The 22,455-nt window shown below is 44.4% G+C and carries 21 protein-coding genes; 17 read left to right on the plus strand and 4 right to left on the minus strand.

The window, feature by feature from the left end; all coding sequences use genetic code 11:
* Positions 1 to 34: 34 nt before the first annotated feature.
* Together GDZ68_RS11280 and GDZ68_RS11285 are read right to left on the minus strand one after the other, a co-directional pair.
* The gene (locus tag GDZ68_RS11280; protein WP_153722396.1) at positions 35 to 1,144 is read right to left on the minus strand and encodes a hypothetical protein; all 1,110 of its coding nucleotides are present in this window, start codon (positions 1,142 to 1,144) and stop codon (positions 35 to 37) included.
* Between the two features lie 10 nt (positions 1,145 to 1,154).
* The gene (locus tag GDZ68_RS11285) at positions 1,155 to 2,297 is read right to left on the minus strand and encodes an SPFH domain-containing protein (protein ID WP_153722397.1); all 1,143 of its coding nucleotides are present in this window, start codon (positions 2,295 to 2,297) and stop codon (positions 1,155 to 1,157) included.
* 189 nt (positions 2,298 to 2,486) lie between these two features.
* Here GDZ68_RS11285 and GDZ68_RS11290 point away from each other — a divergent pair, with 189 nt between their 5' ends.
* The 8 genes from GDZ68_RS11290 to GDZ68_RS11325 all read left to right on the plus strand — a co-directional run bounded on the left by GDZ68_RS11290 (position 2,487) and on the right by GDZ68_RS11325 (position 12,268).
* Complete coding sequence (locus GDZ68_RS11290) at positions 2,487 to 3,431, plus strand: MBL fold metallo-hydrolase (RefSeq protein WP_153722398.1); 945 nt, start codon at positions 2,487 to 2,489, stop codon at positions 3,429 to 3,431.
* On the plus strand, positions 3,418 to 4,173 hold the full coding sequence (locus GDZ68_RS11295; protein ID WP_153722399.1) for an SDR family NAD(P)-dependent oxidoreductase: 756 nt from the start codon (positions 3,418 to 3,420) through the stop codon (positions 4,171 to 4,173). The genes GDZ68_RS11290 and GDZ68_RS11295 overlap by 14 nt, the downstream gene beginning before the upstream one ends.
* A 278-nt stretch (positions 4,174 to 4,451) precedes the next feature.
* A complete protein-coding gene (locus GDZ68_RS11300) occupies positions 4,452 to 5,702 on the plus strand; it encodes a YbfB/YjiJ family MFS transporter (RefSeq protein ID WP_194841136.1) in 1,251 nt (416 codons plus the stop codon).
* Positions 5,703 to 6,673: 971 nt separating this feature from the next.
* Positions 6,674 to 7,510, plus strand: coding sequence for a squalene/phytoene synthase family protein (locus GDZ68_RS11305; protein WP_153722401.1), 837 nt, complete (start codon positions 6,674 to 6,676; stop codon positions 7,508 to 7,510).
* Between the two features lie 32 nt (positions 7,511 to 7,542).
* On the plus strand, positions 7,543 to 9,285 hold the full coding sequence (locus tag GDZ68_RS11310; protein WP_153722402.1) for a sensor histidine kinase: 1,743 nt from the start codon (positions 7,543 to 7,545) through the stop codon (positions 9,283 to 9,285).
* Entirely contained in the window at positions 9,278 to 10,009 is a 732-nt protein-coding gene (locus tag GDZ68_RS11315; protein WP_153722403.1) for a LytR/AlgR family response regulator transcription factor, read from the plus strand. The genes GDZ68_RS11310 and GDZ68_RS11315 overlap by 8 nt, the downstream gene beginning before the upstream one ends.
* A gap of 134 nt (positions 10,010 to 10,143) precedes the next feature.
* Positions 10,144 to 11,601: a carbon starvation CstA family protein gene (locus GDZ68_RS11320; protein ID WP_153722404.1), complete on the plus strand. Its 1,458-nt coding sequence runs from the start codon at positions 10,144 to 10,146 to the stop codon at positions 11,599 to 11,601.
* A gap of 208 nt (positions 11,602 to 11,809) precedes the next feature.
* Positions 11,810 to 12,268, plus strand: a complete 459-nt coding sequence (locus GDZ68_RS11325) for a helix-turn-helix transcriptional regulator (protein WP_153722405.1) — start codon at positions 11,810 to 11,812, stop codon at positions 12,266 to 12,268.
* Positions 12,269 to 12,346: 78 nt separating this feature from the next.
* Here GDZ68_RS11325 and GDZ68_RS11330 read toward each other — a convergent pair whose 3' ends face one another.
* Positions 12,347 to 13,123: an NRDE family protein gene (locus tag GDZ68_RS11330; protein WP_153722406.1), complete on the minus strand. Its 777-nt coding sequence runs from the start codon at positions 13,121 to 13,123 to the stop codon at positions 12,347 to 12,349.
* A 262-nt stretch (positions 13,124 to 13,385) separates the two neighbouring features.
* On the opposite strand from GDZ68_RS11330, the gene GDZ68_RS11335 reads away from it, so the two are divergent.
* The 9 genes from GDZ68_RS11335 (at position 13,386) to GDZ68_RS11375 (ending at position 21,942) form a co-directional block, all read left to right on the plus strand.
* A complete protein-coding gene (locus tag GDZ68_RS11335; RefSeq protein ID WP_153722407.1) occupies positions 13,386 to 14,138 on the plus strand; it encodes a DUF2087 domain-containing protein in 753 nt (250 codons plus the stop codon).
* A gap of 25 nt (positions 14,139 to 14,163) precedes the next feature.
* Positions 14,164 to 14,520 (plus strand): GIY-YIG nuclease family protein, encoded by a 357-nt coding sequence (locus tag GDZ68_RS11340; RefSeq protein WP_153722408.1) that lies wholly within the window; start codon positions 14,164 to 14,166, stop codon positions 14,518 to 14,520.
* Between the two features lie 216 nt (positions 14,521 to 14,736).
* Positions 14,737 to 15,150 carry a pyridoxamine 5'-phosphate oxidase family protein gene (locus GDZ68_RS11345; RefSeq protein ID WP_153722409.1) on the plus strand — a complete coding sequence of 138 codons (414 nt, stop codon included), beginning with the start codon at positions 14,737 to 14,739 and terminating at the stop codon, positions 15,148 to 15,150.
* 169 nt (positions 15,151 to 15,319) lie between these two features.
* Positions 15,320 to 16,570 carry a Y-family DNA polymerase gene (locus GDZ68_RS11350; RefSeq protein ID WP_153722410.1) on the plus strand — a complete coding sequence of 417 codons (1,251 nt, stop codon included), beginning with the start codon at positions 15,320 to 15,322 and terminating at the stop codon, positions 16,568 to 16,570.
* A gap of 119 nt (positions 16,571 to 16,689) precedes the next feature.
* Positions 16,690 to 18,450 carry an ABC transporter ATP-binding protein gene (locus GDZ68_RS11355; RefSeq protein ID WP_153722411.1) on the plus strand — a complete coding sequence of 587 codons (1,761 nt, stop codon included), beginning with the start codon at positions 16,690 to 16,692 and terminating at the stop codon, positions 18,448 to 18,450.
* The gene (locus GDZ68_RS11360; RefSeq protein ID WP_153722412.1) at positions 18,443 to 20,221 is read left to right on the plus strand and encodes an ABC transporter ATP-binding protein; all 1,779 of its coding nucleotides are present in this window, start codon (positions 18,443 to 18,445) and stop codon (positions 20,219 to 20,221) included. Before GDZ68_RS11355 ends, GDZ68_RS11360 begins: the two co-directional genes overlap by 8 nt.
* A gap of 136 nt (positions 20,222 to 20,357) precedes the next feature.
* Positions 20,358 to 21,068, plus strand: a complete 711-nt coding sequence (locus tag GDZ68_RS11365; protein ID WP_153722413.1) for a cytochrome c biogenesis CcdA family protein — start codon at positions 20,358 to 20,360, stop codon at positions 21,066 to 21,068.
* Between the two features lie 33 nt (positions 21,069 to 21,101).
* Positions 21,102 to 21,434 (plus strand): thioredoxin family protein, encoded by a 333-nt coding sequence (locus tag GDZ68_RS11370; RefSeq protein WP_153722414.1) that lies wholly within the window; start codon positions 21,102 to 21,104, stop codon positions 21,432 to 21,434.
* Positions 21,427 to 21,942, plus strand: coding sequence for a CcdC family protein (locus GDZ68_RS11375; protein WP_153722415.1), 516 nt, complete (start codon positions 21,427 to 21,429; stop codon positions 21,940 to 21,942). The genes GDZ68_RS11370 and GDZ68_RS11375 overlap by 8 nt, the downstream gene beginning before the upstream one ends.
* Positions 21,943 to 21,983: 41 nt before the next feature.
* On the opposite strand, the gene GDZ68_RS11380 is transcribed toward GDZ68_RS11375, so the two are convergent.
* Positions 21,984 to 22,394, minus strand: coding sequence for a DUF2621 domain-containing protein (locus GDZ68_RS11380; RefSeq protein ID WP_153722416.1), 411 nt, complete (start codon positions 22,392 to 22,394; stop codon positions 21,984 to 21,986).
* Positions 22,395 to 22,455 lie beyond the last annotated feature (61 nt).

Consider the following 22,455-nt stretch of genomic DNA (forward strand, 5'->3'; position numbering starts at 1 on the left):
ACGTAACTGAATGTCAAACAGGCAGGACGTTCTGTCAGCCTTGGGCAAACAGATAGATGATAAATATAACAATCAGGACACCAATTGAAACGAGCGCCACTTTTATGAAACTGATTGGATAATTGCCTGATACTTTTCCTGACTGTCCATTGACGATAAACTGATATACTTTTTGATTGAATTGGAAGGAAGAGATCCATAAAGGAAGCAGCAAATGTTTATAGGTAATGTCTGAGTAATCAGTAGAAACATTGACTACTTCCACAATATCGCCCGCTACGCTGCCTTCAATTCCGCTGACAATCCGCTGTTCCATATAGTTCTGTGCTTTTTTAAATCCTTGCTGCAAGGAGACCGAATAGCGCTCCGCTAAAAAGCCGGACATATATTCCGTTTTATAATCAGTTAATGCGTCCAGCTGAAAAGGCTGCACTTTTTGCAGCAGCTTTGCATCCACAGTAGTCGACGCTTTGATTAATACGTCATCAAAAAACTTTCGGTAATTACCGCTTTGCTGGTGCCATCGGATTTTCCGGACTTGTTCCGTTACGGTTTTAGGTTTGCCGTCTTCATATATGGTACGTGTTTCAGTTACATAATAATAGTTTCCTACCCGGACGACATAATGAGAAAAGGTCTTGCTGTCATACGTCCAATAGGGCAGGTAGGCGCCTGAAATTTTATTCAGACGGTAGGTTTGTTTTAATTTCGAAGGTGCAAAGAAATGCCCCTTGATCCAATCCCGGAATTTCGCATGCGCTTCTTCTTTGGAAACATGGAAAGGAATGACTAGTCCCGGTGCAATGCCTGCATCATGTTCGGTCACAGCGATATGCGAGGAGCCGCAAAATGAACAGAAATCTGCCACAACATTTGCGTCAAGGACGGATTCCGCCCCGCAGTTACTGCAGGAAAATACTCGTACATCATCTTTCCATAAATGGTTCAGATCGGTGCCGGCTTTTTCGAAGTCCAGTTCGACATTCTGATCAAATGTGGCTTCAATCGGGATTTCGTGACTGCAGAAAGGGCACTTTAAACTGCCTGAAGCAGGATCAAACTCCGTATTGCCGCCGCATGAAGGACATTTAATATTTTCTGTGTCTTCTTTTAAAGCAGTTTGCTGGTCATCAAATGAAGTCACGATTCATCCCTCACTTTACGTCTAACGTTTCTCCGCAATCTGCACAAAACTTTGCATTCGGCAGATTGGCGTGCGAACATTTCGGACAAATTTTTTCTTTAATTTGTGCAGTGCCGCATATACTGCAGAATTTAGCGTCTTTCGGAAGGGGTGCTTGGCAACTGATGCATGGCACTTTTTCTGTTTCCGCAGACTTGCCGCACTGACCGCAAAACTTGGCGTCAGTATTTAACGTCGCCTGACAATGTGGGCAGCTCTTTGTTGGTGCCGCCGGCTGTGCAGGCTGGTTATTCGGATTCATGGCATTGGCCATTACCTGACCCATTGAGACACCGGCACCCATGCCCATCCCTGCTCCTGCCAACCCGCCGCCTGAGTCATTTTTTGCTATATCCCGGATCGCTTCAGCAGCCTGGTATTGCTGATACTGCTGCATATTGCCGAGTACGCCCATCGTTGTCCGTTTATCCATTGCCTCCTCGACTTCTTTTGGAAGCGAGAGATTTTCTATATAAAGCCCGGTGATCTCGAATCCGAATGAAGCGAATTTCGGACTCATCTTCTGTTTGCCCTGCACACTTAATTCGTCGTAATGCATCGCAAGATCAAGAGCCGGAATTTGAGACTCTGCAAATAAGTCAGACAGCCCCGAAATGATCATTTTTTTCAAATGGCCTTCCACTGAATTGGTATCATATGAACTGTTCGTTCCAAAAAGCTCACGCAGGAACACGACCGGATCGGATACGCGGTACGAATAGATTCCATAACCGCGAAGACGGATCATTCCAAAATCCTGATCGCGCATCATGATCGGATTGGAAGTGCCCCATTTTTGATCGATGAACTGTTTTGTATTGATGAAATAGACTTCCGCTTTAAAAGGTGAATCAAAACCATATTTCCAAGACTTTAATTTTGTCAAAATTGGCATATTTTGTGTATAAAGAATATGGCGGCCGGGACCGAATACATCTGCCAGTTCGCCTTCATTGACCATGATTGCGACCTGTGATTCTCTGACTGTCAGTTCGGCTCCCATTTTGATCTCGTTATTATGAACAGGGAATTGATAGACTAGCGTATTGGCATCCTGATTCTGCCATTCTATTACTTCGATAAATTGGTTTTTGAAAAAATTAAAAATACCCATTACTATCCCTCCATATAGTCAATGTATTGCATAAATCGCTATTTCTTGTAGTATAACATACGGCGGTTAACGATTTAGGTTTCATTTCTGTGTGAATTATTTAACAAAATGGAGGAACGATGCGTGACGCCTTCATTAAAAGAGAGTACAATAGACTGAACAGTCATTCATTTATTAGGAGGAAATTGCATGATAGAAAAAATAATTACACCTACACCTTTTGCGGTAGGGGATGTCAATTGCTTTTTATTGAAAGGCGATGCGCTGACGTTGGTTGATGCAGCAACAAAAACACCGGAGGCGCATGAAGTGCTGCGTCTGAAACTGAAAGAGCTCGGCTATACATTCAGTGATATTGAGCAAGTATTCGTTACACATCACCACCCCGATCATTGCGGCTGGATTGAAGCGTTCGACCGTGCAGAAATACTCGGCCATCCTTATTTGAATTACTGGCTGTCGCGTGATCAGGAATTTCTGGATCGGCATGATCGTTTTTACGAACAGAATCTTCATGAAGAAGGTGTCCCTGAAGAGTATTTGAAATGGGTGAAACGTTTCCGTCGTTCAGTCGACTTGATGGGCAATCGTCCGGTTGACCGGATAATGGGCGAGGGAGATGATCTGCCGGGTCATCCTGGCTGGAAAGTGCAGGAATCTCTCGGTCATGCACAAAGCCATCTGTCCTTATTTAATGAAAAAGAAGGCATTTTACTCGGCGGAGATCTGTTATTGGAGAAAGTTTCATCGAATCCGCTGATAGAACCGCCGTTTGAGAAAGAGCAGGGACGTCCTAAAGCTTTACTTCAATATAATGCATCACTTTCCCGGCTGTTAGATCTGCCGGTCAACATTGTTTATGGGGGACATGGCGGAGAAGTGCTGAACGCTCATTCGTTAATCAAAGAACGTCTTCAAAAACAGGAGGACCGTGCGATGAAAGTTCTGGGTATGCTGAAAGAGCAGCCGCATACTGTTTTTGAGCTGACTAAACGTCTATTCCCGGCAGTCTATGAAAAAGAACTAGGACTGACATTGTCTGAAACGATCGGCCAGCTGGATTATTTAGTCGATAAAGAACTCATTGATGAAATATTGGATGACAACGGAGTTCATCAGTATGCCGTCAGATAAGGTCATTTTGATCACGGGTGCGACGAGCGGTGTCGGTTTTGCATTGGCGAAACGGCTTGCCGGTGTGCCGGGTTTGCATATTATGGTAACCGGACGTAATGCACAGGCGCTTGAGAATCTTAAAATGCTTGGTGTCGAAGGGTTTTGTGCAGATCTTCGGGATGTGGAGCAGCTGAATTGGCTCGTATCACGTATTGGTAAACCAGACGTGGTTGTTTTTTCCGCTGGAGTGGGGAAATTTAATTTAGCCCACGAGGTTTCAGATGGAGAAATGGAAGCGATGCTAGAGACGAATGTACTCGTTCCGATGCAGCTGACGAAACGACTTCTGCCTGCCATGATGGCACGCAGAAGCGGACAGTTATTATTCGTTGGCTCACAGGCGGGAAAGGTGGCTACCCCTAAAACGTCTGTGTATGCTGCGACAAAGCATGCATTAATCGGCTATACGAATGCACTGCGGATGGAAGCAGCGCCTTATCAGATTGATGTTTCCGTAATTCATCCGGGACCGATTGACACGCCGTTCATCGATTCAGCGGATCTAACAGGCAGTTATAAGCAGGCACTCGGGACCCGGCTGCTGTCGGTGGAAAGTGTTGTGCACTCTATTATGGAGTTGATCAGTCAGCCGAAACGGGAAGTGAATCTGCCTAAAATCATGGGTCTGACGAGTAAGTTATATGCCCTCGCTCCTGCAGCAGTGGAACGTCTCGGCCGGTCTTTCTTTTATAAGAAGTAAAATTATATAGATACTATCTCTGGCTTACTTGGTATTTACGAGTAAGCTTTTTATGATCGATAATAATATTATGTAAACTAGAATAGTATTTGAATATTCAGCTATCGATGGTATACTAATTGTGAAGAAGTTCACATGTTTGACATATACTAGTTTTACTCACTCGGAAATTCCGTTCCGTTTTATCCGCGTCCCTACACCTTGATCAGCAGACTTTTGAGTGGAATCAATGAGTGAACATTTCAGAAGTCAGAATGAGTCAGAAGGGATGGGATTCTATGTTGGCGAAAGAGCACGGACAAAATATTTGGAAGTATGCTTTTGCAAGTGTGGCGGTTACGGTCAGTTCGCTTGGATTCGGGCGCATGTCGTACGGTATTGTGATGCCGTTCATGAAAGAGAATCTGCAAATGTCCTACAAACAGGCAGGGATGCTTGCAACAACTATTTCAATCGGTTATTTGCTGATGGTTATTTTCGTGGGGCTGCTGGCTGCGAAATATGGTGCGAAAAAGTTGGTGATTTTCGGAACTGGCCTGGTCACATTCGGTTTGTTCATGCTGTCTGCAGCCGGAAGCTACGGACTGACACTTACCGCCATGTTTCTGCTGGGTATCGGAACTGCTTTCACCTATACGCCGTTAATTACCATATTGGTCGGCTGGTATCCGAGGAAAAGAGGAATGCTGATTGGATTTCTAGTCAGCGGAATGGGGCTTGGCACGTTACTGTCCAGTGCGCTGATTCCATTTTTCACTGCCTGGTTTGGTGTCTCCGGCTGGCGCTATCTTTGGTTTTTCTACGGAACTCTATCCATTATTTCCATCATTATCGCAGTAATAATTCTACGCGATCCTCCTCTCCCGCTGCTGAAGAAAGAGCAGCAGAAGAGGACGTTCTGGACACGTGTGTATTTAAATAAACGAGTGCTGCGAGTCGCTTTCATATATGGTCTTGTGGGGTTTGCCTATTTGATTCCGCAAAGTTTTTTGTTCAGTTATATACTGGAAGTCGGCCTGACAAAATTCCAGGCAGGACAGATCATGGCTGTCTGCGGTGTCATGTCTATTTTCAGCGGTCCATTATGGGGAGGCGTTTCGGACCGCATCGGAAGAAAATCGGCGTTGCTTTCTACTCTTGGAATTGGAGCTGTATCTCTGATTATTCCCGTTCTGTTTCCGGTCTATTCCGGTCTGATCGTCAGTCAATTCCTATGGGGAATGACCATTGTCGGCATGCTGTCACTCTGCCAGGCATTGTCTACGGAGCAGGTACATCCGACATATGCGCCGGTAGCACTCGGCTATGTAACATTTTTCTTCGCGGCAGGACAGTTGCTCGGTCCGGGAATCGGCGGCTGGCTGATTGATCATTTTCAGCAAATTCCGCTTACGCTGGTTATATGCAGCCTGTTACTCGCGCTGGCATTCCTGCTATCTTTCCGGATTAAAGAGCATGCAGTGGATGTTGATGTCACTGAATTCGAAGCAAAACCGGTGCTATCATCTTTCAGGATAGAAGAGCAGTGAGCAATTTTATTGATTGGAATTTGCCTTACGTTGTGAGCCAGCTGAATGTATGAAATTTTGCTTTTTTGCAGACTGCGTATTTAGTTGATGTTGTTTCGTTGCTCTACTTTTCAGGTAGTTTGAAATAGGTGTGTGTTTGCAGTTTGAATCCGCTTCGGCGCTGGGGGATTGCCTTACGCTATGAGCCAGCTGGCAAAGACCACGCCAGTTGTCTCACAGCAACGGCTAACCCCGCAGTTGCGCCTTCGCTGGTATAGGGAAAGTATAACATGCTGCTTTTTTGCTGGGTTCGAATGGAGTTAGTGTGGTTTCGCTTGACTTTGCAAACACATTGATTACAAAAGTCTAAGACTTTACAGGATGATAAGTAATGCATGAAACACCCCACTTTTTGTAATAATATCAAATAGTATGCTCATACTGCTTGCTCACACAAAACGTATTGAAACACCAGCCAGTGTACCTTCGTTCCAGGCAACCTAAATCCGCCGACAAGGCCTTAATTTCTGCAAAAACCACAGAAATACGGCAAAGCGAACCCTTCGCTGTTCGCTTGGCTCACCGAGGGCACTCCGGAACGCATCCGCCTGGAACGCAGGGGAACTGTATCTCTCCACGTACCCATCCTGCACTTCGTAAACCATAAAAAACTTCACCGCAAAAAACGCAAGCAGAATAAGGACAAATCCAAATTCCATTTGAATATGTCCGAGATGAAATCTTGTATTCCTGGGGAATAAAAGGTAAAAACGCGACTTGCAATGCGAAATCCCTGATAGATTGAAATAGTCCGAACTATATTTAGAACGCTGGGTCTCCCCACAAGGATATTCAGCTTTTTTCATTGGATTTTGACAATCCTTTCAAAACGACTTAATGTTAGAATGAATGATATAATGAAAAAATCTTATATAAATATTGTCATACTGAATGCAGAATGTACGCACAGTTATTGATGGAGGGATTTTGAAGTGAAAATGGACACGAAACTACAAAAAGAAGCAATGAAAGTATTGAAAGAAACGAGCCGTACTTTCTTTATACCAATCAAACTCCTTGAACCAAACGTAAGAGAGGCCGTAGCATCAGCTTATTTATGCATGCGTGCGATCGACGAGATAGAAGACCATGAAAAAATTGAATCAGCAGACAAAATTGTATTGCTTAATGAAACCTGTACGATACTTGAAAATAAAATTACGGAGAACGCACCGATTCAACCTGCGCTTGATGAACTGTATTCGCCATATCGCTCGCTGCTGCCCGAGGTCACTCTTCGTCTGGCTGACTGGGTGGAGTTTTGTCCCGAAACTGTAGCTGATAAAGTGCTTGAATCGACTGCGATTATGGGCAGAGGTATGGCGAAATGGGCAGAGAAAGACTGGATAGTCAAAACCCGTGAAGATTTAGACGATTATACGTATTACGTTGCTGGCTTAGTGGGCGTCATGCTGACAGATATCTGGCGCTGGTATGACGGCACGGAAACAGACAGGGACCTGGCGATTGGATTCGGCCGCGGTCTGCAGTCCGTCAACATCCTCCGTAACTATAAAGAAGATGCGGAACGCGATGTGGATTTCTTCCCGAATGACTGGAAGCTGCCGCAAATGTTCAGCTATGCGGAAGAAAATCTCGAACTGGCAGACAAGTATATTACAGACATTAAGACAAAAACGATACTAAACTTCTGTAAAATCCCTCTCGCTTTAGCACATAGTACATTAGATGCATTGAAAGAAGGACGGGAGAAAATGTCGCGCACGGAAGTAGTGGCAGTTGTCAATAAAGCGATGAGGTCCAAATAGAGTTACCCGATTCGGCAGAATGGAGGATGGCGATGTTTGATTTACTCATTATCATGTTTGAGCGGGTCGGAATGATCATCGCTGTCGCTTTCATTTTGACGCGGTTTCGATTTTTTCAAAACATGGTCCATCAGGATTTACTGGATCGCAGACAGGAAATGACTGCGATTCTCTTTTTTGGTCTGTTCGGTATTTTTGGCACCTATTTCGGTGTTGCACTGGATATGCAGACACTTCATTTCAAAAACATGTCACTTGAACTGACAACGGATGAAGCGATCGCCAACTCCCGAGTAATCGGAGTGGTAGTGGCTGGTCTTCTCGGCGGCTACAGGTTCGGGATCGGTGCAGGGTTGATTGCTGGAATTCACCGTATGTCATTAGGCGGATTCACGGCGATTTCCTGTGGTATTTCTACCATTATCTCTGGTATTCTGGCGGGCTATTTCTATAAAAAGGGCAAGCATACAAGTCCGTTTACCGCATTTTTGATCGGTGCATTTGCCGAAACAGTCCAAATGCTTCTTATTCTACTTTTGGCAGATCCATTTCCGAAAGCGCTTGCATTAGTGCAGGCAATCGGTCTGCCGATGATTTTGGCAAACGGAATCGGCACTGCGCTGTTTATACTGATTGCCTATAACGTCATTAGTGATCAAGAGAAAGTTACGGCGCTGCAGGCGCAGAAAACCCTGCGTATTGCAGATCAGACACTAGGTTATTTACGGACGGGAATGAATAAAAAGACGGCTTCTGCAGTCTGTAAGATTTTGCTTGATGAACTGGGTCCCGGCGCAGTTGCAATGACGGATAAGACAGATATTCTGGCATTCGTCGGTAATGAAAAAGGAGATGCAAATGGCCCTATTCAGACAGATATTACGCGTCAAGTTATACAAAATGGCGAATTAATTGTAGCAGATCAATTGGAACAGCATAATAATTCACGCAGCTCCAAATTTGGTGCGGTCGTTGTTGCGCCGCTGAAGACACGCAATGAAACGGTCGGTACACTGAAACTGTATTATCCTTCACGCAAAGCAATAACTGATGTCACTACCGAACTCATCGCTGGCTTAGCAGAGTTGCTTAGCAACCAGTTGGAAATTGCTGAAGCAGATCATGCCTACCAACTGGCGAAGGAAGCAGAAATCCAGGCGCTGCAGGCACAGATCAGTCCGCATTTCCTGTTTAATTCCATGAATATCATTATTTCATTGATTCGTACTAATCCCGATGAAGCCAGAAAACTGTTGTCTTCCTTATCGTATTTTCTGCGGCAGAACCTGGAAGGAACGACGGCGAAGATGGTCACGTTGCAGCAGGAGCTCACACATGTGGAGGCCTATCTGCAGATTGAAGAAGCGCGTTTCATTGATAAACTGAAGGTTTGTATCGATGCGGACCCTTCCATTATGCAGGAGAAGATACCGCCATTGACACTTCAGCCGCTTGTCGAGAATGCGATTACGCACGGTATTAAAGATATGGACCATAATTCAATCGTGCATATTGCGATTGAAGATACTGTAAATGGAATTTGTATTACAGTAGAAGATAATGGTAAGGGTATTGAACAGGAGCGGCTGAATATACTGGGGACTGAACAAGTATATTCAGAAAAGGGAACCGGACTTGGGCTGTTCAATGTAAACCGCCGTTTAATCATGTCATTCGGCACAGAGTCGGGTCTGGCAATCGTAAGTGTGCCGAATGAAGGAACGAGAATTTCGTTTCGAATTCCGAAATCAGAGGTGAGCATGCAGAATGAATGAGTTAATTAGTGCATTGGTTGTGGACGATGAGCGCTATGCTCGAGAGGAATTGATTTTTCTGCTTGAGCAGTTTGAGCGAGTGAAAATTGTCGGAGAAGCTGATTCCGGAGAAACGGCGATAATCAAAGCGATGCAGCTCCAGCCGGATATCGTATTTCTGGATATCGAGATGCCGAAAGTGGATGGCATGGAAGTTGCCAAATCATTAAGTGCACTGAAAAAAGTCCCTTATATCATCTTTGCGACAGCTTATCCTCAATTTGCGGCAGAAGCTTTCCGTATACATGCGTTTGATTACTTATTGAAGCCGTATGATGAAGAGCAATTACGTCAGACAGTTGGACGGGTGGGGGAGGCTTTATTTCCAGCGAAAATTGCAGAACTGCCAAAACGCTTCGATAGGTTGCCTGTTGAAACGGAAGGAGAAATCCATTACATCGCGGTGCATGATATTTTGTATGTGCACCGCGAAGAGAAGTGGACAAAAATTGTGACGTTCAGCCGGGATTATGAAACGAAAATGACATTAAAAGAATTAGAGAGCAGACTGATCCCTTCCTCTTTTTTTCGTATCCATAAAAGTATTATAGTGAATCTCGAACATGTTATTCGGTTGACACCCTGGTTTAACGGGGCTTATCAGCTGGAGCTGGACCGCCGCGATGAAAATCTTCCGGTTAGTCGAAATTATGTTAAAGAACTGAGACAACGACTGGAAGGATAAGAAGCTTGCATGTTAATCCCTCTCCAGTGCATCTTACTCTCTTATTCTGACATGTTATGAAAAAACGTCATCAGCATCCCCTCTATCTTATATACTCGATGTAAGCGTTATCATTACGAGGAGGGGAAATTGCTATGATTACTTTTTTATTTTCTATTGTTCTATTAATTGTCGGGTATTTTACTTACGGTAAGTACATCGAGAAGATGTTCGGCGTGAAAGAGGAACGCGCAACTCCTGCATATACGAGCGGGGACGGAGTCGACTACGTGCCGATGAGCACAAAAAAGAACTCCTTAATTCAGCTCTTGAATATTGCGGGTGTCGGACCGATCTTCGGGCCGATCATGGGAGCTTTATATGGGCCTATCGCTTTTCTTTGGATCGTTATAGGCGCTATTTTCGCAGGCGCCGTGCATGACTACTTGACGGGAATGATCTCCATCCGAAACCGTGGTGCGCATTTGCCCGAACTCGCTGGAAAGTTTCTCGGTAAAGTCATGAAGCATATCGTTAACGTATTTGCACTTCTTTTATTGGTTTTAGTCGGGACGGTTTTTGTATCCGCTCCTGCGGGACTACTTTATAACTTAATGAACGGCTGGATGGCAATGGGCATCATTGTAACATTGATTTTCGCTTATTATATTTTGGCGACATTGCTGCCGATTGATAAGATTATCGGACGTTTTTATCCAATCTTCGGTGCTTTGCTGATTATCAGTGCACTCGGAGTAGGAGGGATGATGTTAGTGAAAGGTGCACCGATTCCCGAATTATCATTCGCGAATATGCATCCAGATAATCTGCCGATCTTCCCATTATTATTCTTGACGATTTCATGCGGTGCTTTGTCCGGTTTCCATGCGACACAGTCACCTATTATCTCACGTACGACACAGAAGGAAAGTCAAGGACGTAAAATTTTCTACGGAATGATGATTGCTGAGGCAATCGTCGCAATGATCTGGGCGGCTGCAGGTATGGCGTTATTTAACGGTCCGGTTGGCCTGAATGAACTGCTTGCTGCAGGAGGACCTGCACTGATCGTTAGTGAAGCATCTACGTTAATGCTTGGTGCTGTCGGCGGAACGCTCGCTATTCTTGGTGTTATCATTTTGCCGATCACTTCAGGCGATACAGCATTCCGAAGTGCACGAATGATTATTGCAGACTATATTAAATATCCGCAAGTAAAAATACTAAACCGTCTGTGGATTGCAATCCCAATGTTCGTCATCTCCATTGTGCTGACTCAGGTAGACTTCGATATCTTATGGAGATACTTCTCATGGGCGAACCAGTCGACAGCCGTAATTGCACTGTTTGTGGGGGCGATGTATCTGTTCATTGCAGGTAAGAATTACTGGGTTGCACTGATTCCCGGAACGTTCATGCTGATGGCGACGACCACCTATATCCTGAACGCGGCCATTGGATTTGGATTGCCGATGAATGTTTCGTATATAGGTGCCTCTGTCATCTCGATCTTCTTAGTGGCCTTGTTCTTCTACTCCGCTGTGAAAGCTCGTGCTGCACAGATTCCGTTAGAAGAAGACATTAGCGGATGGAGAGCTACCGCGGCCGAATAAATGATTTGTCATCAGCCTGCTGAACGCAATAATTCAGCAGGCTTTTCTATGCCTGCAGTCCAAAAGTTGAGTATGTAAAGCCTTTGTTTATATGATAGACTGAGTACATCATTACTACTAATTACAATATTTATTACTTACTTCTCTAAAAGTAACTAAATACTTTAAAAGTGTATTAATACACTTTTGGTGTAAAAGGGGTGCTTAGGTGAATAAACAGACCGTGATTGATTTAATACTTCCACGATTGAAGTTGGTTCGTACGGAAATGAATTATACGCAGGATCAGATGGCGAAGATATTGGGGATTTCAAAGAAGACGCTTGTCCAATTGGAGAAAGGCCGCCAAGAGCTGAGCTGGACGGTTGCGGCTGCGGTTTGTGCGCTGTTCCGGGAAAGTTCGTTATTGCGGTCAGTCATGGGGGATGATCCGGTAGAATTGGCGGAGATTGCTGTGCATCCGGTGATTCATTCACGCGAGATCGGCTCTGCAGCTGCGGTTAATTGGTGGACGGAAGTCGGTCAGTGGCAGCAATATCGTCTGCAGCAGCATACTGCAGGAGGACATTACCGGATTATCGAAGCTGGAGGAAAACGTCTTTTCATTACGGGGGATAAAGAAATAGCATTGGCTGAATTTAAAAGATATATGGATATAGTGATGTGAAGATGGAAATATAATGATTTTATTGGTATATGAAAATAGTATAAATGTGTTATAAAGATAACAAACCTGGCCGCATATTTATGCAGTCGGGTTTTCAATTGTAAAGCTGAATTTTTGTGCTGTGGCAAATACACCGTTTTTGAATGTTCGTTCTTCAAAGTATACTTGATCTTCTGAATCTACCAGCAGGACTGTCGTGCAACGGGTGCCGTATTCTTTTGAAGCGATGAATATGGAAGACAGCATACTTTCCAGTTCTCCTCCGACACCTGTGTCCGGCAATTGCTCAGATGGAAACCTTTCTGCGCGCTGCATCATATTAAATAAAACATCTACATCAATTTCATTTGTGCTTTCTGCATAATCGCATAGAAGTTTTTTTACCGCTTCCGTTTTCGGCCACGGCGTATTCATGAAGGCGTTGCTCAGACCATGTGTGCCGTTTTTTAGGTGTTCGGTTTTCTGTTCGATGTTGGAGTAATAGTATAGTTCTTCACTGGATCCCACCAGCACATTGAACCCGCTGTATTCATTTTTGCTGTTATGTAATTGTTCGAGGAAGTCCTCAGGTGTTTCATTCGATTGGAGATAGGAAGAGACGATATGCCCCCGTGACTGCCCGCCGGTTTCAGGAAGAGAGAAATCACGGTGATTTGTCAGGGCTGCGATCTTTCCCTGCTTATTGATGCCGAGCCATGTGCCCATTTGCTCTAGATCGCGTCCTGCCAGGATATCAGGATAATCCGACCAGAAATCTGCAGGGGTAGTCGGCCGGTTGTATGCTTCGTCGCGGTTTGCCATCATAATAAGTTTATATTTGGGGTGTTTTTGTAATTGAAAAGCCAATAAACACATGGTTCTCAGCCTCCGTGTTGTGTATTTTTGGTTAGTGTACCATGAGCCTTCTTGTTTGGCGAGTTGTGCCAGGCTGTTTCTAATTATAAAGCAATTAATGCAAATTATTACTTGGTTTGTTTGTTATTAATCAAACAAGTGTTAGATGTGTTTGTATTTCTTGTTGACGTTTCCTCATAAGAAGTTTAATATAACAGATATAAAGTAAACGATTATATACTTTGTTTGCTTTAATTCAAATATTAAATGGATGTGTTTGTATATGGAGCTATCAGCGCTTTTTTGGAATTCTTCTTTATCTGAGATGAAGAAAGGCTATATCGAACAGGAGGATACTTATATTTGTCTGCTGTGCGGTACGAAAACAGAAAAAGGAATTATTTATCCTTATGAGAATATGTTTTATGATGCAGAGAGATACATGAGAATTCATATTGAATGCACTCACTGTTCTGTATTTGATTATTTGACCGGGTTAGATAAGAAGCTGACGGGTCTCACAGATCACCAAAGGGACCTTCTTCGTCTATTCTATCGGGGGAAGAGTGATAAAGAGATTCAGCAGGAACTTGAAATTGGAAGTCTTTCTACAGTCCGGCATCATCGGTTTGTATTAAAGGAAAAAGAACGGCAGGCCAAGACATTTTTAGCCATGATGGAACTGCTGAATGAACGGGACGACCTCGCCCCGGCTTTCGTGCATCCTCATACTACTGCAAAACTGATTGACAGCCGATATAATATTACGGAACAAGAGCAACAGGAAACGATTGCAAAATTCTTCTCTGAAGGAAACGGCGGTCCCATTAAAAAGTTTCCCCCGAAGGAAAAGCAGCGTCTGATTGTTCTGCGAGAGATTGCAAAACAGTTTAGTTCTGAAATCATCTACAATGAGCAGGAAATAAATAACATTTTGAAAGCTGTTTATAAAGATTATGTGTTGATCAGAAGATATTTAATTGAATATGGATTTTTGGATCGTGCACAGGACGGAAGCCAGTATTGGCTAAAATAAATGAGACGAAGGCAGGAATGGCAAAATGGATCGAAAAAAAGAATTGAAGCAGATTTATAAGGAGACTACAATTGAGGCTGGTGTTTTTCAAATTAAGAACAATGCCAATCAAAAGATTTTCATAGGAAGCACACGGAATTTCAAGACACTGAACGGTGTGAAATTCAGTTTGGAAACGGGCGTTTATATAAATGAGCAGCTTCAGAAAGATTGGAAAGCATTTGGCAAAGAAGCTTTTCAAATAGATATCTTAGAAACGCTGGAAAAGAAAGAAAGTCTCTATTTTAATGAAAAAGAAGCGCTGGCTGATCTGGAGAATAAGTGGCTCGAAAAACTTCAGCCGTATGGAAACCGAGGTTATAATTCCAAAAAACTTTCTTGATTTAGGCTCATCCTTTTCTTTTGTTACGGCCAATCAGCCTATTGAGCATCATAAAAATTGTTCTGCAGTGTACCAAACAAGTTATCTTGGGCAGACTTTGGTGAAAATCTTGAGTAGTTGTATGAAGTACGCTTTAATGTACCGCGGCTTTCTTCCATTGTTTAAAAATAGTTCGGATGGGAATAGTAGAAGTAATCGCGAAAGGAGCGGACGCAGATGACTGCAAAAGATACTGTGAAGAAAATTCTTGACGAAAGTTTTATCGGGACAATGGCGACGGTGGACAATAATAAGCCATACACCCGCTATATGACATTTATGAATGATGGATTGACCCTGTATACACCCACTAACAAAAAGACTGAAAAGGTGGATGAGCTGAAGGATAATCCTTACACGCATATCCTGCTTGGCTATGATGGGGAAGGATTCGGAGACGCATTTGTTGAATATTTGGGACGTGTCTCCATTTCATCCGATGAAGGACTGAAAGAAAAGATTTGGAATGACCAGATGAAAAACTGGTTTGAAGGACCTGATGATCCGAATCTCGTGATTTTGAAAATTGAGCCTGAATCAATCCGCCTGATGAATAAAAAAGGACAGCCGCCAGAAGATATTACGATCTAATTGGCATAGGAACAGCCGACCTGCAGAGGTTTGGCTGTTTTTTTTACGCCTTACATGATGTTGCTGCGGAAATAGGCAGCAAACCCGCTAATTCCCATTGATTGAACATCATGATGGTGGGTATAATACAACGAAAGGAACACTTGTTCTTGCGGAGGGTGAAGGCCATATGGTGCAATTACCGAATAAACAAATCGCCTGTCTCGATATGCGCAGTTTTTATGCAAGCTGCGCGGCAGCTATTGAAGGGCTTGACGTAATGGAAACCCCGATTGCGATTATCGGCAACATCGAACGCAAGGGAGGCGTTGTCCTGGCTGCTTCACCGCCGCTCAAAAAACAGTTCGGCATCAAGACAGGCATGCGGCTGTATGAAATTCCGAATGATCCGAGCATCCGGCTGATCGAACCGAAAATGCAATTTTACATTGATGTCTCGATGGAGCTGACAAAGCTGCTGAACCGCTATGTGCCGAAAGAAGCGATTCATGTATACAGTATTGATGAAAGTTTTGTCGATTTTACAGGGACGGAAAAGTTATGGGGCCCCTTAGAAAATCTGATTGACAGGATACAGGATGAACTGTACCGGCAGTTTCAGCTGCGTTCTGCCTGCGGAGTAGGGCCGAATATGCTGCTGTCGAAACTGGCGCTTGATCTGGAAGCGAAGAAAACAGGAGTGGCATACTGGACGTACGAGGATGTACCGGAGAAACTGTGGCCAATTGCGCCGCTTCGTAATATGTGGGGGATTGGACGGAGGCTGGAACGGACGCTTGAGGATATGGGGGTGTATTCAGTCGGTGATTTGGCGCACACACCGCTCGATTATCTTGAGAGGAAGTTTGGCGTCATGGGAAATCAGCTGTATTATCATGCGCACGGTATTGATTATTCGGAGCTCGGCTCGGTATTAATCGAAGGGCAGATCAGCTATGGGAAAGGCCAGACATTGCTGCGCGATTACATAACAATGGACGAAATTTTAACGGTGGTGCTCGAAATGTGTGAGGATACGGCAATGCGCACACGGCTGGCGGGCAAGAAAGGGAGGACGGTCCAGCTCTCTTTCGGCTACTCAAAACATGCACTCGGCGGTGGATTTAACCGGAGAAAAACGCTGACGGAAGCAACGGATCAAACTATGATTGTTTACCGCATCTGTATGGAACTGATAGAAATCTATCACGACGGCCGGCCGGTCCGCCACATTTCTGTCAGTCTTGCCAATCTCGAAGAATCTTACGGTCTGCAGCTCAGTCTGTTTGAACCATCGAACTGGAAACAGCAGCAAATCGGACGTGTAATGGATGAACTGCGGATGAAATATGGCTCAGCCTCCATTCTGCGTGCTGTCTCTGTTACGTCAGGAGGAACTGCTTACCGCAGGAATCAATTGATTGGCGGTCATTATAAATGATGCAGGCTGTTTGAATTATTTCAGAAACCGAAAAATTGCATTTCCGGAACTTCCGGTATAGCAAGCAGTCTGATAAAATCAAATAGAAACTAGGCCGTCTTACGCAAGGAGGAACAAATATGAAAGTGTTAGTTGATTTGGGCTGGTTTTTTAAAGAACGGAAAAAGCAGTATATTATCGGGGTGACTGCCTTAATGCTCGTTGCGGTACTGCAGCTTGCACCTCCGAAAATCATTGGAATGATTGTCGATGCTGTGGCAGAAGGAACGCTCACTGCGGGCATGCTGAAGCGATGGATGATTATTCTGGCGGCGGCAGGCGTCTTAATGTACATGGGCCGTTATTTATGGCGAGTGATGATCTTTGGTTCTGCCGTTTATCTGGCACGAACAATGAGAGAGCGCTTATTCCAGCATTTTACCCGTATGTCTCCCTCGTTTTATCAGCGCAGGAGAGTCGGGGATCTGATGGCGCACGCGACTAACGACATCAGTGCTGTACAGCAGACGGCAGGTATGGGAATCTTGACGCTTGCCGATTCAGTGTCGACCGGCGGGTTTGTCATTTTGACAATGGCATTGACGATCAGCTGGAAATTGACGCTGATTGCATTGATCCCGATTCCGTTCATGGTTATTCTGACAAGTTATTATGGACGGTTGCTGCGCCGGCGTTTTATGGTTGCCCAGGAAGCCTTCTCGGATTTAAATGACAAGACGCAGGAAAGTATTTCAGGCATCAAAGTACTGAAAACATTCGGTCAGCAAAAAGAAGATATTAAAGCGTTTACCGAACGTTCAGAAAAAGTAGTGCAAAAAAATATGCGGGTTGCTAAAATCGATGCATTATTTGATCCAACGATTGCCTTGATTTTTGCGGTGTCTTATATTTTGGCGTTTGTCTTCGGCACCCGTTTCATCATAGCCGGCGACTTGAAGATTGGTGAACTGATTGCATTTATTTCATATCTCGGACTTTTAACATGGCCGATGTTTGCCATAGGTTTCTTATTTAATATCGTGGAACGCGGGAATGCTTCTTACAGCAGAATTCAAGACTTACTGTCGGTAGAGCAGGAAATTCAGGACCGTCCCGGCGCGGTTGATGAGCTGCCTCAAGGAGATATTGTATTTGATATTGGCACCTTTACGTTTCCTGACGATACGGAATCGGCGCTGCGGGATATTCACTTTACATTGAAGCAGGGTGAGACACTCGGCATAGTAGGAAGGACAGGATCAGGGAAAACCGCTATTCTGAAATTGCTCATGCGTGAGTTCGAAGGGTATACGGGCTCAATTACGTATGGCGGAATACCGATCACGCGGTATAAGAAAGAAAGTCTGCGGCGGGCGATCGGCTATGTTCCGCAAGATCATTTCCTCTTCTCTACAACGCTGGGTGAGAATATCGCTTTTACAAATCCTGCCATTGATCAGCAGGAAATTGTGGCGGCTGCAAAAGCGGCACATATTCATGAAGATATTCTGGCGTTCGCCGATGGGTATGAAACGATGGTCGGAGAACGCGGCGTGTCGCTGTCAGGCGGACAAAGACAACGAATCTCAATCGCGCGTGCGCTGCTGATGAATCCGGAGCTGCTGCTTCTGGATGACTCGCTCTCAGCAGTCGATGCCAGAACAGAAGAGGCTATTCTGCATTCATTAAAAGAGCAGCGGACAGGTAAGACGACTGTCATCACATCACATCGTCTGAGCGCGATTCAACATGCACATCAGATTATTGTGATGGAAGAAGGAAAAGTGGCAGAAATAGGAGATCATCAAAGCTTGCTGAAGAAGCAGGGAATCTACAAAGAGATGTACGAACTGCAGCAGCTTGAGTCGATTGTGGAGCAAGGAGGCGAGACATATGAATAAGCAGGTGAATCTGTCCGCCAAAGACCAGCTGAAAACATTTATGCGACTGGCGCGTTATGTCCTGCCATTTAAACGAAGTGCATTCATTGCGATGGTTCTGCTGATGATTACAGTTACGGCAACAGTTGTCGGTCCGCTGATCATCCAGCTATTTATCGATGACTATGTCGTGCTGCGTGAATTTCCTGCACGGCAGGTCTGGATCATTGCGATTGCTTATGTGGGACTGCAGCTGGTAAACGTCATTGCGCTGTATTTTGAAACGCTGCGTTTCCAGGAACTTGCGCTGTCGATTATCCAGCAATTACGAATTGACGTATTTACGAAAGTACAGAAAATGGGACTGCGTTATTTTGATCAGACACCTGCGGGCGGCATCGTTTCACGGGTAACGAATGATACGGAGTCGATCAAGGAAATGTTTGACAATGTGGCGGTAACCTTTCTGCAGGCGATTTTCGGTCTGATAGGTGTTTACATTGCGCTGTTTTCATTAGATGCAAGATTGGCACTTTATACATTGGTGCTGTTGCCGCTGTTCCTGGTGATTGTATCGGTATACCGTTATTACAGTGCGGATTTTTATCAGGATATCCGCGAACGGCTCAGTCAGCTGAACGCGAAAATTTCCGAGTCACTTTCAGGAATGGGAATGATTCAGGCATTTCGTCAGGAAAAGCGGCTGTCTGATGAATTCATTGAGGTCAATGAAGGGCATTATCGTGCAGGGATGCGAAACATCAAGTTCGACAGTCTGCTGCTTGGACCGTTTATCGATTTGCTGTATACCGCCACGGTCATTGCAGCGCTCAGTTACTTTGGTGTGACATCTTTGACGACTGCGGTGGATGTTGGGATTATCTATGCGTTTACTGCGCTGCTTACTCGGTTGTTTCAGCCGGTTCAGCAAGTGATGCAGCGGATGTCCATGTTCCAGCAGGCAATCGTTTCGGCATCACGGGTTTTCGCGTTAATTGATGATCCGCAGCTGGAGCCTGTCCAAACGGCCGGAACAAATGAAAAAATAACGGACGGTAAGATCGAATTTCGCAATATAACATTCAGTTATGATGGAAGGAACGAAGTGCTGAAAAATATTGCCTTTACTGCAAATGCCGGCGAAACAGTCGCGCTTGTCGGCCATACAGGGAGCGGGAAGAGTTCCATCATTAACCTGTTTATGCGTTTCTATGAATATGAGCAGGGCGAAATCCTGATAGACGGTGTTTCATTGAAAGACTATTCAATGGAAGAATTGCGGATGAAAGTCGGATTGGTTCTGCAAGACCCGTTCATGTTCTACGGAGATATCACAAGCAATATCAGGCTGCATAATTCCGCGCTGACTGACCGGGATGTCAGGGAAGCAGCTGAATTTGTACAGGCAGACCGTTTCATTGAGGAGTTTCCGGAAGGCTATCAGCACAAAGTGTCAGAAAGAGGTTCTACATTTTCGAGCGGCCAGCGTCAGCTGATTGCATTTGCACGGACTATGGCCATGCAGCCGAAGATTTTAGTGCTCGACGAAGCGACGGCGAATATTGATACGGAAACGGAAGTGGCGATTCAGTCAAGCCTGGCGAAAATGCGGGAAGGCCGCACGACGATTGCGATTGCTCACAGACTCAGTACCATACAGGATGCTGAACTGATTCTCGTATTGCATCACGGTGAAATTGTTGAAAAAGGGACACATCTTGAATTGCTGGCAAGAAAAGGATTGTATTATACGATGTATGAACTGCAAAACGGTGTACAGGAGAATAGCTGATAGATTGTCAAAAAGATTTCACAAACAAATGAAGCGTAATCTATAGACAGTTTTGGTACGATAGAGTGGGAAAGTTGACAGAACAGAAATGATCTGTCAGCTTTCTACTATTCCTGATCATGAAGGAGGAATTACTTTGGGGGCGGATGTGAATATATTCTTTGCGTTCGGTGCAGGTTTTTTAAGTTTCATCTCTCCTTGCGTGCTGCCACTATACCCGGCCTTTATATCGTATATCACCGGTATGTCACTGGATGATTTGGGTGATAAGTCAAAAGGAATGAGCCGTACCGGTATTTTACATACGCTGTTCTTTTTACTTGGGTTCTCTGTAGTATTCGTTATTCTGGGATTCAGTACATCGTTCATTGGCTCGATTTTCTTACAGTATCAAGATTTAATCCGTCAGCTTGGCGCGATTTTCATTGTGATTTTTGGTCTGATGACAATCGGATTATTCAAACCGGAATTTTTGATGAAAGAGAAAAAACTGCAATTTAAAAACCGTCCGGCAGGTTATTTCGGTACAGCGCTGATCGGACTTGCTTTCTCGGCAGGGTGGCAGCCGTGTATGGGACCCATAATCGGTGCGATCATCTACCTGGCGGCTACAAACCCAGCTTCGAGTATGCTGTATATGATGCTCTACGTGCTCGGCTTTGCGATTCCATTCTTCTTCCTGTCATTCTTCATCACAAGAATCAGCTGGATCCGCAGACACAGCATGACGATCACTAAGGCAGGCGGATATTTGATGATTGTATTTGGTATTGTGCTGTTCTTTAACGGCATGGTCTATTTCACTAGTCTGCTCAGCCCGATTTTCGGTGATTTCCAGGGCTTCTAATGAAAAAGTAATCAAACAGAGGAGAGGTGCAGTATGCAGGAGATTCATTCATTTAATGAGTGGCAATCCCTATTGAACAGCTCCAAGCAATTTCTGTTGTTTGTAAAAACCGATCATTGTTCTGTTTGTGAAGGACTTTATCCGCAAGTGGCGGCACTCGGGGAATCCTATGCATTTCCGTTTTACCGCGTGAATGCCGCGGAAGTTCCTGAACTTGCAGGCCAGCTCGGACTCTTTACAGCCCCTGTTGTGTTATTGTTCCATCAGCAAAGGGAAATGGCGCGTTTTGCACGGATCGTTCCAATGAATGATTTGACAAGGCGGATGGATGATCTAGAAGAGTGGGGGAAAGCAGAAGATGAGTAAGCTGCAAGATTTAGTCGATTATATTTTCACAAGCATTCCGCCGGTCTATCTGATTATCGGTTCGACAGTAATTTTTCTTGTAATGACAACATTTGTTTATACGATGCGGGCGAAAGCATCGAATAAGCCGATACAGGTTAAGAAAATAATTTTGCCGCCGCTATTCATGTCGACCGGGATGCTGATGTTCTTGTTTGACGAGTTTCAGGTTCCCTGGACACAGGTTCTCGAAGCGAGTCTCGTCGGATTAATCTTCTCGGCTTTCTTAATCAAAACAACGAAGTTCGAAATGAAGGAAGATGGGATTTACTTAAAGAAATCTAAAGCTTTCCTTATTATTTTGTTCAGTCTGCTGATTTTGCGGATGATTGGTAAAATCGTACTCAGCAACTCAATTGATGTGGGCGAGCTTGGCGGAATGTTCTTCATTCTGGCATTCTCCATGATTCTGCCTTGGCGGATTGGGATGCTCGTGAAATATAAGAAACTCGAAAAAAACATAAAATAAAAGCAATCTGTCCTTTTATGGGCAGATTGCTTTTTCACTTATCAGCCGAATAAATGTTCATACGGCTGCATGTCGACATCCATTTCATTCAGCTTTTTGCGAAGAAAGTTGTGATCCCGCTTAGGTGTCGCGAGAATATATCCTTTAATAATATGGTCAAATTCAATTGTTTTTGCGCGGTCTTCCAATGCGATCTGTCCAATTTTTGAAGCGATTTTCTGCTTCGCTACATCACGGAATAATTCAGGTACCGGCGTAACCAGTTCATTTAACATTCCTTTAGCTTCGGGGTTCCATAAATGCAGTGATTTGTTGACATAATGCTCTTCCCAGTCCAATGTCGATTTGCCGTCTTCTTTCGGAAAGACTTTCAGGAACTTTCGGAACATGAAAAATCCGCCGATACCGAATAAACCGATCATTACAATGCCCCAGAATAAGATAAACCACATAAATAGGTCCTGCACAGTTATTCACCTCTTCCATTCTACTCTCCATTATAGAATCATTTGA

Source organism: Sporosarcina cascadiensis (assembly GCF_009650995.1).
In the GTDB taxonomy this organism is placed as follows: domain Bacteria; phylum Bacillota; class Bacilli; order Bacillales_A; family Planococcaceae; genus Sporosarcina; species Sporosarcina cascadiensis.

Bases quoted from the DNA above. Each gene is read 5' to 3' on its own strand.
- GDZ68_RS11285 (WP_153722397.1), bottom strand. From the start codon at position 2,297: ATGGGTATTTTTAATTTTTTCAAAAACCAATTTATCGAAGTAATAGAA.
- GDZ68_RS11290 (WP_153722398.1), top strand. From the start codon at position 2,487: ATGATAGAAAAAATAATTACACCTACACCTTTTGCGGTAGGGGATGTC.
- GDZ68_RS11295 (WP_153722399.1), top strand. From the start codon at position 3,418: ATGCCGTCAGATAAGGTCATTTTGATCACGGGTGCGACGAGCGGTGTC.
- GDZ68_RS11300 (WP_194841136.1), top strand. From the start codon at position 4,452: ATGTTGGCGAAAGAGCACGGACAAAATATTTGGAAGTATGCTTTTGCA.
- GDZ68_RS11310 (WP_153722402.1), top strand. From the start codon at position 7,543: ATGTTTGATTTACTCATTATCATGTTTGAGCGGGTCGGAATGATCATC.
- GDZ68_RS11315 (WP_153722403.1), top strand. From the start codon at position 9,278: ATGAATGAGTTAATTAGTGCATTGGTTGTGGACGATGAGCGCTATGCT.
- GDZ68_RS11320 (WP_153722404.1), top strand. From the start codon at position 10,144: ATGATTACTTTTTTATTTTCTATTGTTCTATTAATTGTCGGGTATTTT.
- GDZ68_RS11330 (WP_153722406.1), bottom strand. From the start codon at position 13,123: ATGTGTTTATTGGCTTTTCAATTACAAAAACACCCCAAATATAAACTT.
- GDZ68_RS11335 (WP_153722407.1), top strand. From the start codon at position 13,386: ATGGAGCTATCAGCGCTTTTTTGGAATTCTTCTTTATCTGAGATGAAG.
- GDZ68_RS11340 (WP_153722408.1), top strand. From the start codon at position 14,164: ATGGATCGAAAAAAAGAATTGAAGCAGATTTATAAGGAGACTACAATT.
- GDZ68_RS11345 (WP_153722409.1), top strand. From the start codon at position 14,737: ATGACTGCAAAAGATACTGTGAAGAAAATTCTTGACGAAAGTTTTATC.
- GDZ68_RS11350 (WP_153722410.1), top strand. From the start codon at position 15,320: ATGGTGCAATTACCGAATAAACAAATCGCCTGTCTCGATATGCGCAGT.
- GDZ68_RS11355 (WP_153722411.1), top strand. From the start codon at position 16,690: ATGAAAGTGTTAGTTGATTTGGGCTGGTTTTTTAAAGAACGGAAAAAG.
- GDZ68_RS11360 (WP_153722412.1), top strand. From the start codon at position 18,443: ATGAATAAGCAGGTGAATCTGTCCGCCAAAGACCAGCTGAAAACATTT.
- GDZ68_RS11370 (WP_153722414.1), top strand. From the start codon at position 21,102: ATGCAGGAGATTCATTCATTTAATGAGTGGCAATCCCTATTGAACAGC.
- GDZ68_RS11375 (WP_153722415.1), top strand. From the start codon at position 21,427: ATGAGTAAGCTGCAAGATTTAGTCGATTATATTTTCACAAGCATTCCG.
- GDZ68_RS11380 (WP_153722416.1), bottom strand. From the start codon at position 22,394: ATGTGGTTTATCTTATTCTGGGGCATTGTAATGATCGGTTTATTCGGT.